This window comes from Psychroflexus tropicus DSM 15496 (assembly GCF_000378765.1).
Lineage (GTDB): Bacteria > Bacteroidota > Bacteroidia > Flavobacteriales > Flavobacteriaceae > Psychroflexus > Psychroflexus tropicus.
Genome location: NZ_KB905342.1, coordinates 732,451 through 748,260 on the forward strand (window position 1 = coordinate 732,451; position 15,810 = coordinate 748,260).

Annotated in this window: 10 protein-coding genes; 5 read left to right on the forward strand and 5 right to left on the reverse strand. The window is 38.6% G+C overall.

The window, feature by feature from the left end:
• The first annotated feature begins 78 nt into the window (after positions 1 to 78).
• Together F598_RS0103310 and leuS are read left to right on the forward strand one after the other, a co-directional pair.
• On the forward strand, positions 79 to 648 hold the full coding sequence (locus tag F598_RS0103310; protein ID WP_157594935.1) for a hypothetical protein: 570 nt from the start codon (positions 79 to 81) through the stop codon (positions 646 to 648).
• A gap of 119 nt (positions 649 to 767) precedes the next feature.
• Positions 768 to 3,602 carry a leucine--tRNA ligase gene (gene leuS / locus F598_RS0103315; RefSeq protein ID WP_019037604.1) on the forward strand — a complete coding sequence of 945 codons (2,835 nt, stop codon included), beginning with the start codon at positions 768 to 770 and terminating at the stop codon, positions 3,600 to 3,602.
• 191 nt (positions 3,603 to 3,793) lie between these two features.
• On the opposite strand, the gene polA is transcribed toward leuS, so the two are convergent.
• Entirely contained in the window at positions 3,794 to 6,616 is a 2,823-nt protein-coding gene (polA, locus tag F598_RS0103320; RefSeq protein WP_019037605.1) for a DNA polymerase I, read from the reverse strand.
• Positions 6,617 to 7,304: 688 nt separating this feature from the next.
• Here polA and F598_RS0103325 point away from each other — a divergent pair.
• The gene (locus F598_RS0103325; RefSeq protein WP_026302494.1) at positions 7,305 to 8,531 is read left to right on the forward strand and encodes a metallophosphoesterase; all 1,227 of its coding nucleotides are present in this window, start codon (positions 7,305 to 7,307) and stop codon (positions 8,529 to 8,531) included.
• A 48-nt stretch (positions 8,532 to 8,579) separates the two neighbouring features.
• On the opposite strand, the gene F598_RS0103330 is transcribed toward F598_RS0103325, so the two are convergent.
• Both F598_RS0103330 and F598_RS0103335 read right to left on the reverse strand, forming a co-directional pair.
• Positions 8,580 to 8,978 carry a VOC family protein gene (locus F598_RS0103330; protein WP_019037607.1) on the reverse strand — a complete coding sequence of 133 codons (399 nt, stop codon included), beginning with the start codon at positions 8,976 to 8,978 and terminating at the stop codon, positions 8,580 to 8,582.
• Positions 8,979 to 9,054: 76 nt separating this feature from the next.
• Positions 9,055 to 10,884 (reverse strand): DUF885 domain-containing protein, encoded by a 1,830-nt coding sequence (locus F598_RS0103335; protein ID WP_019037608.1) that lies wholly within the window; start codon positions 10,882 to 10,884, stop codon positions 9,055 to 9,057.
• Between the two features lie 356 nt (positions 10,885 to 11,240).
• Between F598_RS0103335 and F598_RS0103340 the strand changes: the two genes are divergently transcribed.
• Positions 11,241 to 12,137 carry a zinc-dependent metalloprotease gene (locus F598_RS0103340; protein ID WP_019037609.1) on the forward strand — a complete coding sequence of 299 codons (897 nt, stop codon included), beginning with the start codon at positions 11,241 to 11,243 and terminating at the stop codon, positions 12,135 to 12,137.
• Positions 12,138 to 12,330: 193 nt separating this feature from the next.
• Here F598_RS0103340 and F598_RS0103345 read toward each other — a convergent pair whose 3' ends face one another.
• Positions 12,331 to 13,683: a TrkH family potassium uptake protein gene (locus tag F598_RS0103345; protein WP_019037610.1), complete on the reverse strand. Its 1,353-nt coding sequence runs from the start codon at positions 13,681 to 13,683 to the stop codon at positions 12,331 to 12,333.
• Between the two features lie 171 nt (positions 13,684 to 13,854).
• Complete coding sequence (locus tag F598_RS15250) at positions 13,855 to 13,992, reverse strand: hypothetical protein (RefSeq protein WP_019037611.1); 138 nt, start codon at positions 13,990 to 13,992, stop codon at positions 13,855 to 13,857.
• 591 nt (positions 13,993 to 14,583) lie between these two features.
• Here F598_RS15250 and F598_RS0103355 point away from each other — a divergent pair.
• Entirely contained in the window at positions 14,584 to 15,084 is a 501-nt protein-coding gene (locus F598_RS0103355) for a flavin reductase family protein (protein ID WP_019037612.1), read from the forward strand.
• Positions 15,085 to 15,810: the final 726 nt, after the last annotated feature.

The window sequence follows — 15,810 nt, forward strand, 5'->3', positions numbered from 1 at the left end:
AGTTTAATTATCAATTTAAAATTTAAGTTTCAGATTTTAGGCTATCTTAGCTTAAGACTAATCATCCCTCTTATTGATATGAAAACCTTTTTAACCCTTTTATTAGTTTTGAGCTTTACATTCACTTATGCTCAATCCGACCAAGACACCATTGAAACAGACTCATTAAACAATTCCAACTACCATAAAATTCATGAGCTAAGGTTGGGAGCCTTTAAGCTTTTGGCCGGAGGCTATCTCGATCTCAGTTACGAATACATCAATACCCCACGTTCTGGATTCGGGGCATCGGTCTTTATTAATCTTGACGATGCTATCGAAAATGAAAAATTTGGCGTAAGCCCTTACTATAGATTCTATTTTGGAAAAAACCCAGAGTTTCAAGGACATCGCTTTTTTGTTGAAGCTTTTTCTTTTTTTTATTCTGGCGAAGACGATGAAGTCTATTTTTTTCAAAACGGAATAGAAAGAATCGAAGGTGGAGATTCATTTTTCGACGTAGCTCCAGGATTTTCACTTGGCTCCAAATGGATCAATTCTTCTGGTGTTCTTTTTGAGATCAAATTGGGAATCGGTCGAAATTTACTGGGCAATAGCCCTAATGAGTTTGTGGCCGCTGGCGATTTTTATATCGGGTATAGATTTTAATTTTATCTACCATCTACCATCTACCATCTACCGTCTAAAAACCTATTTTAATTCCTCTCTCCACTAGGAGTTAACTTCATATATATTAGTTTTGCCACTTGTAAATAAGCAGACTTACTATGGCGTACGATTTTAAGGCAATAGAGCACAAATGGCAAACCTATTGGGCGAAGAACCAAACCTTTAAAGCTAAGCAACCTCAGGATTTTATTGGTGAACCTAAGCCACCCTTTTATGTGTTGGACATGTTTCCATACCCTTCGGGAGCAGGACTTCACGTAGGACACCCTCTGGGTTATATTGCCAGTGATATCTATGCGCGTTATAAAAGACACACTGGTTATAACGTTTTGCATCCGCAAGGCTACGATTCCTTTGGTCTCCCTGCCGAGCAATACGCCATCCAAACCGGGCAACATCCCGCTAAAACGACAGAAACCAACATCAAGCGCTATAGAGAGCAACTCGATAAAATTGGCTTTTCTTTCGATTGGAGTAGGGAAGTACGGACGAGTGATCCCCAATATTATAAGTGGACGCAGTGGATTTTTATTCAATTGTTTGAGAGCTGGTACGATGAAGCCGCTCAAAAGTCCAAGCCGATTTCAGAGTTGATTTCCACTTTTGAAACACAGGGAAACTCTGAGGTGAAAGCCATCTGTGATGAGGCAACCCCATCATTTTCAGCTGAAGACTGGAAGGATTTTTCCAACGATGATAAAGAACGTCTCCTGTTAAATTATCGACTTACCTATTTAGCCGAAACAGAGGTGAACTGGTGTCCGGCACTAGGGACTGTTTTGGCTAATGATGAAATCGTAAACGGAGTCTCAGAACGCGGTGGTCATCCGGTGCTGAGGAAGAAAATGAAGCAGTGGAGCATGCGAATTTCCGCTTTTGCTGAACGTTTGTTGTCAGGACTCGAAGATTTAGACTGGAGCGAAAGTCTTAAAGAAACCCAAAGAAACTGGATTGGAAAATCGGTTGGAGCATTGGTCAAATTCAAAATTCAAAATTCAACCTTTGGTATTTCGGCTTTTACGACAAGACCAGATACCATTTACGGAGTTTCCTTTGTTACCCTAGCTCCAGAGCATGAGTTAGTCAGCCAAATTACAACACCAGAGCAAAGGAAAGAGGTTGAAGCTTACATTAAAGCCGCGGCCAAACGCAGCGAACGCGATCGTATGGCCGATGTCAAAACCATTTCAGGAGTGTTTACCGGTGCTTATGCTGAGCATCCACTCACTCAGGAACCTATACCGATCTGGATTGGCGATTATGTGTTGGCAGGATATGGCACTGGAGCGGTTATGGCCGTCCCTTGCGGTGACCAGCGTGATCATGATTTTGCCAAGCATTTTGGAGTCCCAATTCCAAATGTGTTTGAAGGTATCGATATTTCTGAAGAAGCCCACACCGATAAGTCCAATGCGACCAAAATCGCTAACTCTGAATTTTTAAACGGATTAGGGGTTTTAGAAGCCATCCCCAAAGCCATTGAGGCGCTAGCCGATAAAGGCGTTGGTGAGAAAAAAATAAATTACCGATTGAGAGATGCAGTGTTTTCCAGACAGCGCTACTGGGGAGAGCCTTTTCCCGTCTACTATGTCAACGGACTACCGAAAATGATAGCAGAACAGCACTTGCCTTTAGAGTTGCCAGAAGTGGAGAAGTATTTACCAACTGAAGATGGGGCGCCACCTTTAGGAAGAGCCAATGAGTGGGCCTGGGATACAGAAGCCAGTCAAGTAGTGTCTAATGATAAGATCGATCATAAAACCATTTTTCCTCTGGAATTAAACACCATGCCAGGCTGGGCAGGAAGTTCCTGGTACCTCTTCCGTTATATGGAAGAACAAAACAACAGAGACCAACATATCGCTTCTGATGAAGCCTTGAACTACTGGAACAACGTGGATTTGTATATTGGAGGGAGTGAGCACGCGACCGGTCACCTGCTATATTCTCGTTTCTGGACTAAATTTCTTAACGATAGAGGAGTGCTTCCGGAAGACGAACCTTTTAAAAAGCTGATTAACCAAGGAATGATTTTGGGAGAAAGCGCTTTTGTAAAACGGATTGGTAACACCTATTATTCAGAGGATGTTAAAGTTGATGATGATTATCAGAAGATTCACGTCGATGTATCTGTTGTTGATACGTCCAATAAATTAGACATTGAGGCACTTAAGTTGCTAAAACCCGAATTTAAAGACGCCGATTTTATCCTCAATGAAAAAGGAGAGTTCATCGTGAGCAGAGAAGTCGAAAAAATGTCCAAATCCAAATTCAACGTGGTTAATCCAGACGATGTGTGCGAGGAATATGGTGCCGATAGTTTACGTCTTTACGAAATGTTTTTGGGGCCTATAGAACAGGCTAAGCCCTGGAATACCGCCGGCCTTTCGGGGGTGCATAATTTCTTAAAGAAGCTTTGGAAATTATACCACAACGGAGACCAGTTTGAAGTTACCGAAGATTCAGCCTCTAAGGAGTCTTTAAAAACATTACATAAAACCATCAAAAAAGTGACTCAGGATATTGAAGACTTTAGTTTCAATACTTCAGTGTCTACCTTTATGATTTGCGTGAATGAATTGATTCAACAGAAATGCAAGTCCAGAGAAGTGTTGGAGCCTTTGGCCATATTGATTTCACCTTATGCGCCGCATATTGCGGAAGAACTGTGGGAAGGTCTTGGGTATTCTGGAAGTATTTCTGAAGTGGCTTATCCTATATTTGACGAACAATACCTGAAGGAAGACGCCAAAACCTATCCGATTTCGTTTAACGGAAAAATGCGATTCACCATGGATCTTTCCCTAGAATTGAGCAAAGACGAGATCGAAGAGGTGGTGATGGCTGATGAGCGCACCCAAAAGCAACTAGACGGCAGAACCCCTAAAAAGGTGATCATTGTTCCGGGTAAGATTGTGAATATAGTGGGATAGTATTGTCATTCTGTCCCGATAGCTATCGGGATCAGAATCTAATTATTCAATCACTTGATTTAGAACCTGAAACAAGTTCAGGTTGACAAAGCTGCTCCTGCCTTCCGGAGCGAAACGCAGGCAGGACCGCGGTGACAACCTTATCCTATAAAAATAGAGATACCCCGATGGCTTTGCCTCGGGGTATGTTGTTAATGCGCTTCCAGCCAGTTTTGCCCCGTTCCCATATCCACATCCAACGGAACATCTAGCTTAAAGGCGTTTTCCATTTTGTCTTTGACTAAAGCTTTGAGCTCATCCAATTCATCTTTATGCGCATCGAAAATCAATTCATCATGCACTTGTAAAAGCATTTTGGATTTGAAGTTCTTTTCTTCCATAGCCTCGTGAATATTGATCATAGCGACTTTAATGATGTCGGCAGCGCTTCCCTGTACAGGTGCGTTTACGGCATTTCGTTCGGCAGCACTGCGGACCACATTATTTTTGGCATTGATGTCTTTCAGGTAGCGGCGTCTGCCCATCACGGTTTTGACGTAGCCGTGTTCTTTGGCAAACTCGACCTGATCGTCGATATAGTCTCTCAGTTTCGGATAGGTCTTGTAGTAGGTTTCAATGAGTTCTTTTGACTCAGAGCGTGAAAGATCGGTTTGATTGCTTAAGCCAAAGGCCGACACGCCATAGATGATCCCAAAGTTGACCGTTTTGGCATTGCTTCGCTGTTCTCGAGTCACGTCTTCAATGTCCACATCAAACACTCTAGCAGCTGTGGAAGCATGGATGTCTTCTCCATTTTTAAAGGCCTCGATCATAGTTTCCTCCTGGCTTAAGGACGCGATAATTCTAAGTTCGATCTGGGAGTAATCGGCAGCCAGCAAAACATAATTTTCATCTCTTGGGACAAAGGCTTTTCGTACCTCACGTCCACGTTCAGTTCGGATAGGGATGTTTTGCAAGTTGGGATTGTTGGAGCTTAAACGACCAGTAGCAGCTACCGTTTGCATAAACTCAGTATGCACCCGCTTAGTTCTTGAATGAATTTGCTTAGGCAAAGCATCCACGTAGGTACTCTTCAGTTTAGAAAGTTGCCTCCATTCGAGGACTTCTCTCACGATCTTATGATCTTTGGTGTATTCTGATAAAACATCCTCTGCCGTGGAGTACTGACCAGACTTGGTTTTTTTAGGTTTTTTGGCGATCTCCAATTTACCAAATAAGATTTCCCCCAGTTGTTTTGGTGAGCCAATATTAAATTCCTCTCCGGCTTCTTCATACACCGACTTCTCCAGCTGATTAATGTCCTCGTTGAGTTTTTTTGAAATGTTTTCCAAAGCCGACTTGTCCAGATTGATACCTTCAAGCTCCATGGCTGCCAAGACCCGAAGTAAAGGAATTTCCATGTCTTTAAATAAAGGCTGGTTAGAGGCTTCTTTTAATTCTTTATCGAAATAAGTTTTAAGCTGAAAGGTGATATCGGCATCTTCTACTGCATATTGGGTTTGGTCTTCCAGGTCTACCGAGCGCATCGACTTTTGTTTCTTGCCTTTACCAATCAACTCTTCAATGGGTTGCGGGGAGTAGTTGAGGTAAGTTTCTGAAAGGACATTCATATTATGTCGCATATCCGGATTAATAATGTAATGCGCCAGCATGGTATCGAATAAAGGCCCTTTGACTTTAAGGTTATAATTGGCTAGGACCTTGATGTCATATTTCAAATTTTGACCAATTTTCTCGATATCTTCAGATTCGAAGAATGGCCTGAGGACTTCAATTAACTCTTTTGCCTCTTCTTTAGCTTCAGGAAAAACCACATAATAACCCTTATGAGCTTCCCATGAAAAGGCTATACCGACTAATTCTGCATCCAGGGTTTTAAGGCTGGTGGTTTCAGTATCAAAACAGACAGACGTTTGTTTCATCAATTTGTCCATAAACAGCTTGACCGACATATCTCCTTTGATGTACTGATAGTGATGATCTGTGTTTTTTAGGGTTTTATAGCCATCGAAATCCGAGGGATCCACATTGGAAGCATCCGTATCATTTCCAAATAAAGAAAACTGACCTGCTCCAGCGGTTTTTGAAGAACCTTTTGAGGAGGAAGACTCTTCTGTTGCAGCTTCGCCTTTGTTGTACATTTTGACGAACTGCTCCGTCAATCGTCTAAACTCTAAGTCTTTGAAAATATCGAGTACTTTCTCCACATTTGGAGGAGAGACTTCATACTTTTCTTCATCAAAAGTGACGTCACAATCGGTGAAAATGGTGGCTAGTTTTTTGGAGAGGCGACCAAGTTCTGCATTTTCTTCCACCTTCTCTTTCATCTTACCTTTCAGTTGATCAATGTTTTCAAGAAGGGCTTCCATGGAGCCAAACTGTTCCAGGAATTTCTTGGCAGTCTTCTCGCCAACTCCTGGTAATCCAGGAATATTATCGGCTGAGTCGCCCATCATGCCTAGAAAGTCGATGACCTGCTCAGGGCGTTCCACCCCAAATTTCTTTTGAACTTCAGGGATGCCCCACTTCTCAACGCCATTACCCATTCGTGCCGGGCGTTGCATAAAGATGTTTTCGCTTACCAACTGAGCGAAATCTTTATCTGGAGTAACCATATGGACCTCATAATCTTGTTTTTCGGCTTGCTTGGCCAGAGTTCCTATGATATCATCGGCTTCCATTCCTGAAATTTCAATGACGGGAATTTCCATGGCGTGGAGAATATCTTGTATAATAGGGATAGATTCTTTGATCACTTTTGGAGTTTCATCCCGATTGGCTTTGTAGTCTTCGTACATCTCCTGGCGTTCCTTGCTGCCGTCCTTATCGAAACACACCGCCAGATGGTCTGGATTTTCACGTTTGATCACATCAAAAAGTGAATTCATGAACCCCATAATAGCCGAGGTATCTTGTCCTTTGGAATTTATTCTTGGATTTTTGATGAGGGCATAGTAGCCGCGAAAGATCATTGCATAAGCATCGACGAGGAAAAGTCGTTTTTTGGAAGCCATAAGTGAATTTTTGTTGAATGTAAATTTAACTGAAAATATGGGCTAGCCAAAATGGATAAAGGTGTTTGTTTGGACTCAAATCTTGATTTCAAAATCTAATCATGGAGTTTAAGGTTAAACATATGTACAACTTTGAATTCGTGGTAAGTTGAAAGCTGTATAAAATAATTTTTTACAATTAATAATGGGTTTCTATTCATTTAACCACGAAGCCACGGAGAGCACTGAGATCAAGCTCTGCGTCCTCTGTGCCTTTGTGGTGAGGTAAAAAGAGCTTCATATTTCAGGGCGCTGCCCCTCTAACTGTATTACTTAGCATAGTTACTAAGATTTTGGGGCGCTGCCCCTTCAAAAAAGTAAACATACTTTAATTATATGAAGATGTTTGAGTTCTGATTTCAATTTACTCAGATATATTGAAGGTTTTTCCCAGCGAACTCTGCGTCCTAGCGGTGAATATCAAACTACCATTTGTTTCAGCTTGCTATAGAGGAAGTAACAAATTTAAACCCATCATCAAATACTTCAGTGGAACATCCCACCAGACATCTGCATCAATTTTAGACTTAAGTCAAGTGTTTTTATAAAGAGTTAAATCTGGCAGAATCAAATTCAGTATAAATTCTTATAAAACTTTTTATAAATGAAGCAGTTAAGAATTGATCGAAATTATATTTGCTCAAAAAAGATGCGGTGGATCCTAACTATAGTCATTTTGCTAGCTTTGGAAGTCTATGCCTTTCAGGCGTTTAAGACGCTTTTTAGATTTTGGTGGAGTTTATCTGCTTACGTAGGTATCACCTTGATTGTAGTAGGGTTGATGATTTATTCATTTTATCAGCCGACGCCCAATGGTTCCCTCACGGGATTCAGAGCTTATATGATTGGCTTCTTTTTAAGCCTCATGGCTTTAAAGTTGAGTATTATTGTTATGATGTTTGGGGAAGATATTGTGAGGTTTTTCATCTTCTTATACCGTAAATTATTCACTTCTTCTGTAGATAATTTGCCTTCACGTAGAAAATTCATTAGCACGATTGCTCTTGGATTAGGAGCGATTCCATTTCTATCTCTTCTCTATGGAATGTTTAAGGGAAAATACAATTTTAAAGTATTGGCCTATGAGTTGGAATTTGACAATCTACCAGAAGCTTTTGACGGGTATCAGATCACGCAAATTAGTGATATCCATAGCGGAAGCTTTGATAATCAAGAAAAAATTGAATATGCTGTCAACCTTGTTAATGAGCAAAATTCTGATGTCATTCTTTTTACAGGAGACCTGGTCAATAACCTAGCGGACGAGATGAAACCGTGGACGCCAGTATTTTCTGAGTTCAAAGCCAAAGACGGGGTGTATTCCATATTGGGGAATCACGATTATGGCGACTATTATGATTTCAAAACGAAAAAGGATAAACAGGAAAACTTTGAGCGTTTAGTAAAAGTGCACTCAGATATGGGCTGGGATTTACTGAGGAATGAGCGTAGAGAAATTACAAAAGGAGAGAGCAAGCTTCACTTAATTGGAGTGGAAAATTGGGGTAAAGGTGGTTTTAAAAAGGCCGGAGATTTTAAAAAAGCTGCAGAAGGCATAGACGCAAATGATTTTAAAATTTTGATGAGCCACGATCCATCACACTGGGATGAAGAGATAAAGCACCACGAAAAAGATGTACAATTAACATTGAGTGGGCATACGCACGGAATGCAATTTGGCATTGAGATCCCCGGCTGGTTTAAATGGAGCCCGGTACAGTACCGCTACGAGCAGTGGGCTGGAATTTATGAAAATGCAAAGCGTTATATCAATGTGAATCGTGGCTTTGGGTATTTGGCTTATCCAGGTCGAGTGGGCATTTGGCCTGAGGTCACAGTTCTAAAATTAAAACGTAAATCACCTTCAGAGGTATAAAAAAAGCGCAGTCAAAAACTGCGCTTAGTAACTGTTGGGGAATTAATGCTATTTAGCATTAATCATCCAATTGATGCCGTATTGGTCAGTGATACGCCCATAATGCGCACCCCAGGTTGTTTTTTGAAATTCGGTATGCACTTTACCACCTTTGCTTAATGAATGAAATAGATCCTTGGCTTTGTCAGCAGTATCCAAATCAATACTCATTTGAATATTAGTTCCATCAGTTACAGGAGTATCTGGTGAAGCATCATAGCCCATGATGTGAAAGCCATCACCTTTCAATTCGGCGTGCTGAAGTTTAGTTCTATAGTGCTCTGGGATATCCATTTTTTTGTCTTCATAGGTTTGTCTGTTGATCACCTGACCACCAAAAATGGACTGGTAAAAATCTAAAGCTTCCTGGCATTGTCCTTTAAAGGATAAATATGATTGAATTTTCATTGTATTATAATTTTATATTTTTAGCAAAATAAAATATTACCATTCCAATTCTTTTAAATCTATCCTAAAACTCCTATTAAGCTTTAATTTTATTAGATTCTATCCACATATTCACCTGATTTTCTAACATATTTAAAGGTAAAGCTCCATTTCCTAGAATCAGGTCATGAAATGCTTTGATGTCAAACTTTTCACCTAAAACTCGTTCTGCTCTATCTCTCAGCTCACCAATTTTTAGCATTCCGATTTTGTATCCTGTAGCTTGTCCTGGTATAACCATATAACGCCTAACCTCTGCTTTGATAGCATTGTCAGAAACAGAGGAATTGGCTTTAAAATATGCAATAGCATCTTCTTCAGTCCAGCCTTTAGAATGAAGTCCAGTGTCCACTACTAGACGAATTGCTCTCCAGATTTCATTGACCAATCTACCAAAATCGTAATATGGGTTTTCATACTGTCCCATTTCTTTAGCTAGCTTTTCTGAATATAAGGCCCAGCCCTCCACATAGGCATTATAACCTCCCTGGGTTCTAAATTTTGGAATATCTTTCAGCTCCTGTGCAATAGAGATTTGCATGTGGTGGCCTGGATTTCCTTCATGGTAAGCCACTCCTTCTAAAGTAGTTTTATCCATCGAAGTCATATCCGAAAGATGAACATAATAAGTGCCTGGTCTAGATCCATCTGGAGTCCCTGCCATATAATGTTGGGGTGCTCCATCCTGCTCGCGAAAGGATTCTACGCGTTTAACTTGCAATTCAGCTTTTGGTAAAATTCCAAAATAGTCTGGTAGCTTTTGGGTGATTTCATCGATATATTTTCTTGCTAGGTCTAAATAGCCTTGACGTCCTTCGTCAGTATTAGGAAAATAAAACTGTTGGTCTTCATCAACAAACTTGAAAAAAGCCTGCAGGTCACCCTCAAAGCCTACTTTATCTTTGATAAGCTTCATTTCTTCCTGAATACGTTCCACCTCTTCTAGACCAATCTTGTGTATTTCATCAGCGGTTAACTCTGTAGTAGTGGAAGCATTCAATTTATAATCATAATACTCTTTTCCATTGGCATGACGACTTACACCTGTAGGTTTTTCAATCGAATTAGGAATCTCTTTTTCTGTCCAGGCTATAAGTTTTTCGTAAGAAGGTTTAAACACTTTCAATAAAACTTGTCTTGAGGATTCTTTAAGTTCTTCAGCTTTTTCTTCAGTAATGGCCTCTTTATTTAATAAAGCTTCCGTTTTTTTGACCATATCGTTATACATAGCTGAAATTTCTTCAGACTCATCAAAAGGCTGTCCACTTATTAAGGCCTCACTTTGTTTTTGAACAATTTCAAGTGCGAATCGAGGAGGAAGGATGTCGTTTTCAGCTTGAGCTTTAGCTCGATCTAATAATTGATCTGATGCTCTCCCTATTTTTTCTACTCTACTGAGGTATGCTTCCATATCGGCCAGGCTATCTACTTTATGAAAATTAATCAACATATTAGGAAGCCTGGTATGAATAGAAGTCATCTGATCAAACACATACTCCATTGGAGTATACTTAACCTGCATTTGCTTCATGTCGTTTTGGTAGAGCCATAAATCATAAGATAGTTTTCCCTGCAGATCAAGTTCTTCATAGGAGAACTTAGCTTTCAGTTCGTCAACACTTTTCTGCATCCATTGAGCTTCCTCCTCTAAAGCCTTAAGACTCATATCGTCTAAATCACTGTATCGTTCTTTTCTTCCTAAAGCGGTGAGTCTTAAGGGACTTTTCTGGAGTGATTCTTCGTGTTTTTCGTCTAACCAGTCTGTGAGTTGGTCGTTAATATTTACTTCTTCTTCAGGTTCCTGGCAAGAAACTCCAACAAGAAATGCGAATACAAAAAGTAACTTTAAATGGGGTTGAGTGAGCATGAGGTACGATTTAAGATTATATCACTAAAAGTAAAACTTTTTTAGAAATACTTATAATCAAACAATTTGGCTAAGGCCTTTCAAAACTTCTATAATTTTTTTTATAAAATCAAGGTTAAGCCCTATCAATTAAGACTTGATGCTTATTTTATGAGATGTCTAAATTTAAAAATTATTTAAAAGCCTTAAAGACACTGTGAGTGTTGGGTTTAAATTTAATTGAATTATTAAAGATCTACATTAGTTAATAAAAAGTTAATAATTAACTTTAATTTTACATTACAATCATTTAAAATGAAATTAGAGCAAAATTAATGAACACTTGCGCAGGTGTAACTAACTAAAATTAAACTTTTATGAAATTACAAAGATTATTTATTGTTCCAGCCGTATTAGGATTGCTATTTGCATCCTGTGAAAATGAAAAACCATTAACTGATGAGGTTGCGGATACGAATCAAATTGACGATTCCGAAAAAATTGTTTTAGGAGTAAATACTTCAGAAACTCCAACGAATCTTGATGACAAAACTTTAGACCTGATTTCTAAAAATCACTTGAGTCCTATTGGTGCTCAAAAGGAACAAATGGTGCTTCCTGGTGGTGAAAAACGAGATGTTATTCGTGTTGAAGGAGATATCGTGATGTTTCCTGAAGATTTAGAAAAGCTAGACTTTGATGGTTATGAAAACATTCATCAAAAACAATACAGTACCAATGCATTGGTTAGCCCTAGAACGATCAATATTATAGGTTATACTGGAGGAAGTCAGGCTTTGACCAACTCTGAAAGAACTGCATTACAGTGGGCGGTTGCTAATTATAACCGATTGAACCTCAACATCAATTTCAATTTGACATTCGGAACTGGTTACCAAGATAAGGATATGGTTGTGTATAACAATACAATCAACAACCCAAGTGGTGCAGGAGGATCTGCGGGATTTCCTAGTAATGGCAGACCCTTTAAATTTGTACAGATCTATGGATTAAGTAACTACAATACCAATGTGATTGAGCACGTGATCACTCACGAAATCGGTCACTCGGTAGGCTTTAGACACACCGATTACTTCAGTAGACAAAGTTGTGGACAGAACACAAACGAAGGAACTGCTGGTGTTGGGGCGAACTACATCCCAGGTACTCCAAGTGGTTATGATCCTACATCAATTATGCTGGCTTGTTTTAGTAACAATGAAGATGGTGAATTCAATTCTAATGATGTTACAGCTTTAAATTTCCTCTATTAATTGATCCATTCTATTATTGTTTTGGCTTTAAAGAATCACCTTCATTTTTGAGGGTGATTTTTTTAATAGTATAAGATCTTAAAATCGACAAATACTATGTCACTTTACTGAATTATGTGGAGTCTATTTTAATATTCATATTTTCAAAAGATGAAAAATTTATGGATTCCATTCTTTGATTACTTGATTTTCTTTATACCGCTAAATCATCGGTTTTAGTTTTGGTTTGATCATTGGATTTTCGCTGAAGCAATGCAAAGCCAAAGGTCAAAACACCTACCCTCCCAACGAACATTAAAAGGATAACGAGAACTTTACCAATGTCTGAAAGGTCACCAGTAATTCCCGTACTTAGTCCTACAGTACCGAGGGCAGAAGCGACTTCAAAAAGGATAGATTCAAAACTAAACTGCTCGGTAAGTGTCAATAAAAAAGTAAAGATGAAAATGATGCTTGTGTACAGTATAAAAGAGGAGGTAGCTACATAGAGACGTTCAAAAGGAATAGCTCTATTAAAGAAGGTGATTTTCTTTTGTCCTACCAATCTGCTTTTTAATACCGAAATCATTGCAAAAAGTGTTGTAATTTTCATTCCACCCGCAGTTCCAGACGGGGAAGCGCCTATATACATTAAGAAAATAACAAACAAAAGAATGGGTAAGCTAAGGTTACTGGTAGGAATGGTATTGAACCCGACGGTAGTCATAGCCGTCATGGCTTGAAAAAAGGACTCTGCTAATTTTGAAGAAGAATCCTGAACGCTGGGTTCTGCAATAAAGACCAGAAGAGTACCTAGGCTAAGTAAAATCAAAAACCCATAAGTAACGATTTTGGTGGTGAAGGAAATGGCCTTGGATTTACCTGTTAATCTATACCAAAGATCTGTAATAACGATAAAGCCTAAGGAACCAGCAATTGCTAATACCGCTATGATGCTGTTGATAAACGTATTGCCACTGTAGCCTTCAAAACTATCGTTAAACAAACCGAACCCAGCGGTACAAAATGCAGAGACGCTATGAAATATAGAAAACCAAACCGCCTTTATTCCCTCCATGCCCGTTTGTTGAAAGGCGAAATAAAAACAAATCGCTCCAATAAATTCCATCACAACCGTAAAAACAATAACGCTTTTTATAAAATCTCTAATTTTGATGGTCTCCGGCAAGGTAAATTCTGCTCCCATGATTTTACTGTGCCAACGGGTAAGACGTTGGGTCGTAAACAATAGAAAGTAGGTGGTAAGGGTCATGTATCCAATCCCTCCAATTTGGAATAGAGCCATAATGACTATTTGACCAAAAAAGTTGTAAGAATCGAAAACGCTTACAGTGACCAATCCCGTTGTAGAAATAGCCGATGTGGAAATAAACAGGTGATCTAAAAACCCGACACTAGTCTTATGAAACAAAGGGATGGATAGAACCAAAAAGCCGATGATGGTGTAAAGAAAAAATCCCCAAACAAGATTCATTTGAGGAGATTTACTTACTCTGAATTTTTTATACCAACGATGTGGCTTGTTTAAAAAATTATAGTTTGACATGTTAGTTTCAGATAAAAGACCTGTATTGTCTAGTTGTTTCTATGCCGAAATATCAAACATTAAACGCATATATTTTAAACTTTAGCTTTTTTTAATGACATAAATTCAGGAGATGCTCTCAAAAAAAATTGCTAAGCCTCAAAACGGTTGAAGTTTAGCAATATAACCAGGTTAATAATTTTGGTTTCCAACGGGCTTATGTGTAGATAGTTTGTAACCGAAACTTAGTTCTTGTTTCATAAATCTAGCACTATATCCTTTATCGGGTTCAATTCTACGATGCTGATCTACAGATTTTAGTGCTTTCATTGATTTGGGATTTAAAGGTTATTAATTAGTTCCTGTTCTATGCCGTCTTTTCAAATTCCAATGAAATCCATTGGTGTCCTTTGCTCTTCGTGATAAATTTTTACTGTCTAAGGTTCTCATGTTTAAAAGTTTTAAAAGTTAATAACCAAATCCGGTTCTATACCGTCTTTTCGAATTCCAGTTAAATGAAACTGTGTCTTTTCCTCTTTTTGATAAGTTGTCGTTGTCTAAGGTTCTCATGATTAAAGGGTTTTAGGTTATGTTTATATAAGAAAGACGATCCAATTCTATGTTTGTTACAGTACTATGCATAGCAAAGTAGTAATTTAACAGGTTTTAACTATAGTGGATTTCGATTAAGCTGTTATCGCTTAGTTTGGAAGATGATTAATCAAAGGATTACTTTAGGGTCTAATTAGCCTTAACTGAGCAGGATTAAGGAGGTATTACCTGAATCTTGCCATTTTATTAACAGCTCAACTGTCCTTGATGCCCTATTTTTAGAAAAAAGAAAAGAGTTGCTAGTTTTTTAAAAAAATGGATAATTTGACTAAAGAGTGACTCATCAATGTAAATTTAAAAAAAAAACATATGAGCGAATTAAGTAAACAAATGACTTACGGTTATTACATCATTACGGCCTTAAAAAAAGGAGATAATTTGAAGACTAGAGAAAAAGATTATATAGCAGCCGGCACGGCCAACTGGGTATCTCAGGTTTCATTTTCTCCCGAGATAATATCGATCGCAGTAGGTCAAAACAGTGATTTAAACGAAACCATAGATTATAGTGAACACTTCAGTGTACATGTCTTATCTAAAGACCACAAAGAGTATGTACAAAAGTTTGCTTCAAAATCAACCATCGAAGATGGAAAAATTAATAATATTCCTTTCCAAAAGAAAAATGAACAAGCTATTGTTGAGGGAACTTTAGGCTATATGACCTGTAAAGTGGTGAATAGCATAAATATGGGAGATCATAGAGTTTATTTCGGGGAAGTGATTCAGCACGAGCTTCATGAAAATAAAGAGGCGCTGTGTACCATGGAATTGCCCTCTACCTATACCAAAGATAAAGCTGCGATTTAAGCACAATAATAACTATCATTAAAACCCATCGCATAGGCGTTGGGTTTTTTTATCATAAGAAATTGACTAATTGAACAAATTCAATAAAAGCTAAAATCACTTCATCAGTCAGTTGTGAAATGATGGAGTCACGCCGAAGAATTAGCGTTGATCCAGAGTAGAATCACTTCTGCAAATAGAAATTCGCTCAACTTTCTTAAAATCTCCATATTTGTCATTTCGAGCCTGCCTGTAAGCAGACAGGCGTAGTCGAGAAATCCAGGTTATTGAAATTCAGTATGTTTTGACTGCTCTCAATATCAAATTCATCAATTTATCATATTTTGAGACAGTTTTTTTTCTTTCAGAAATAAATTCAAAAGTAGTGGAGTAGGATTAAGTAGCGTTAATCCCAGAGTAGACCCTCTCTTGCACAAAGAAATACCAAGCTTCTGTTGCAGCTTCTGTTTTTTTAATTAGAATTAAACTAACGCTTAATATTTTGGATTAACTAGCGTTGATCCAGACTAGATCCACTCCTGCAAATAAAAATCCAAACCGCTATCGCAGTTCCTGTTGTTTTGAAGTTAGACTAAAAATAGATCTGTAAACCATGGATTAACTAGCGTTGATCCAGACTAGATCCACTCCTGCAAATAAAAATCCAAACCGCTATCGCAGTTCCTGTTGTTTTGAAGTTAGACTAAAAATAGATCTGTAAACCATGGATTAACTAGCGTTGATCCA

Bases quoted from the DNA above. Each gene is read 5' to 3' on its own strand.
- F598_RS0103310 (WP_157594935.1), top strand. From the start codon at position 79: ATGAAAACCTTTTTAACCCTTTTATTAGTTTTGAGCTTTACATTCACT.
- leuS (WP_019037604.1), top strand. From the start codon at position 768: ATGGCGTACGATTTTAAGGCAATAGAGCACAAATGGCAAACCTATTGG.
- polA (WP_019037605.1), bottom strand. From the start codon at position 6,616: ATGGCTTCCAAAAAACGACTTTTCCTCGTCGATGCTTATGCAATGATC.
- F598_RS0103325 (WP_026302494.1), top strand. From the start codon at position 7,305: ATGCGGTGGATCCTAACTATAGTCATTTTGCTAGCTTTGGAAGTCTAT.
- F598_RS0103330 (WP_019037607.1), bottom strand. From the start codon at position 8,978: ATGAAAATTCAATCATATTTATCCTTTAAAGGACAATGCCAGGAAGCT.
- F598_RS0103335 (WP_019037608.1), bottom strand. From the start codon at position 10,884: ATGCTCACTCAACCCCATTTAAAGTTACTTTTTGTATTCGCATTTCTT.
- F598_RS0103340 (WP_019037609.1), top strand. From the start codon at position 11,241: ATGAAATTACAAAGATTATTTATTGTTCCAGCCGTATTAGGATTGCTA.
- F598_RS0103345 (WP_019037610.1), bottom strand. From the start codon at position 13,683: ATGTCAAACTATAATTTTTTAAACAAGCCACATCGTTGGTATAAAAAA.
- F598_RS15250 (WP_019037611.1), bottom strand. From the start codon at position 13,992: ATGAAAGCACTAAAATCTGTAGATCAGCATCGTAGAATTGAACCCGAT.
- F598_RS0103355 (WP_019037612.1), top strand. From the start codon at position 14,584: ATGAGCGAATTAAGTAAACAAATGACTTACGGTTATTACATCATTACG.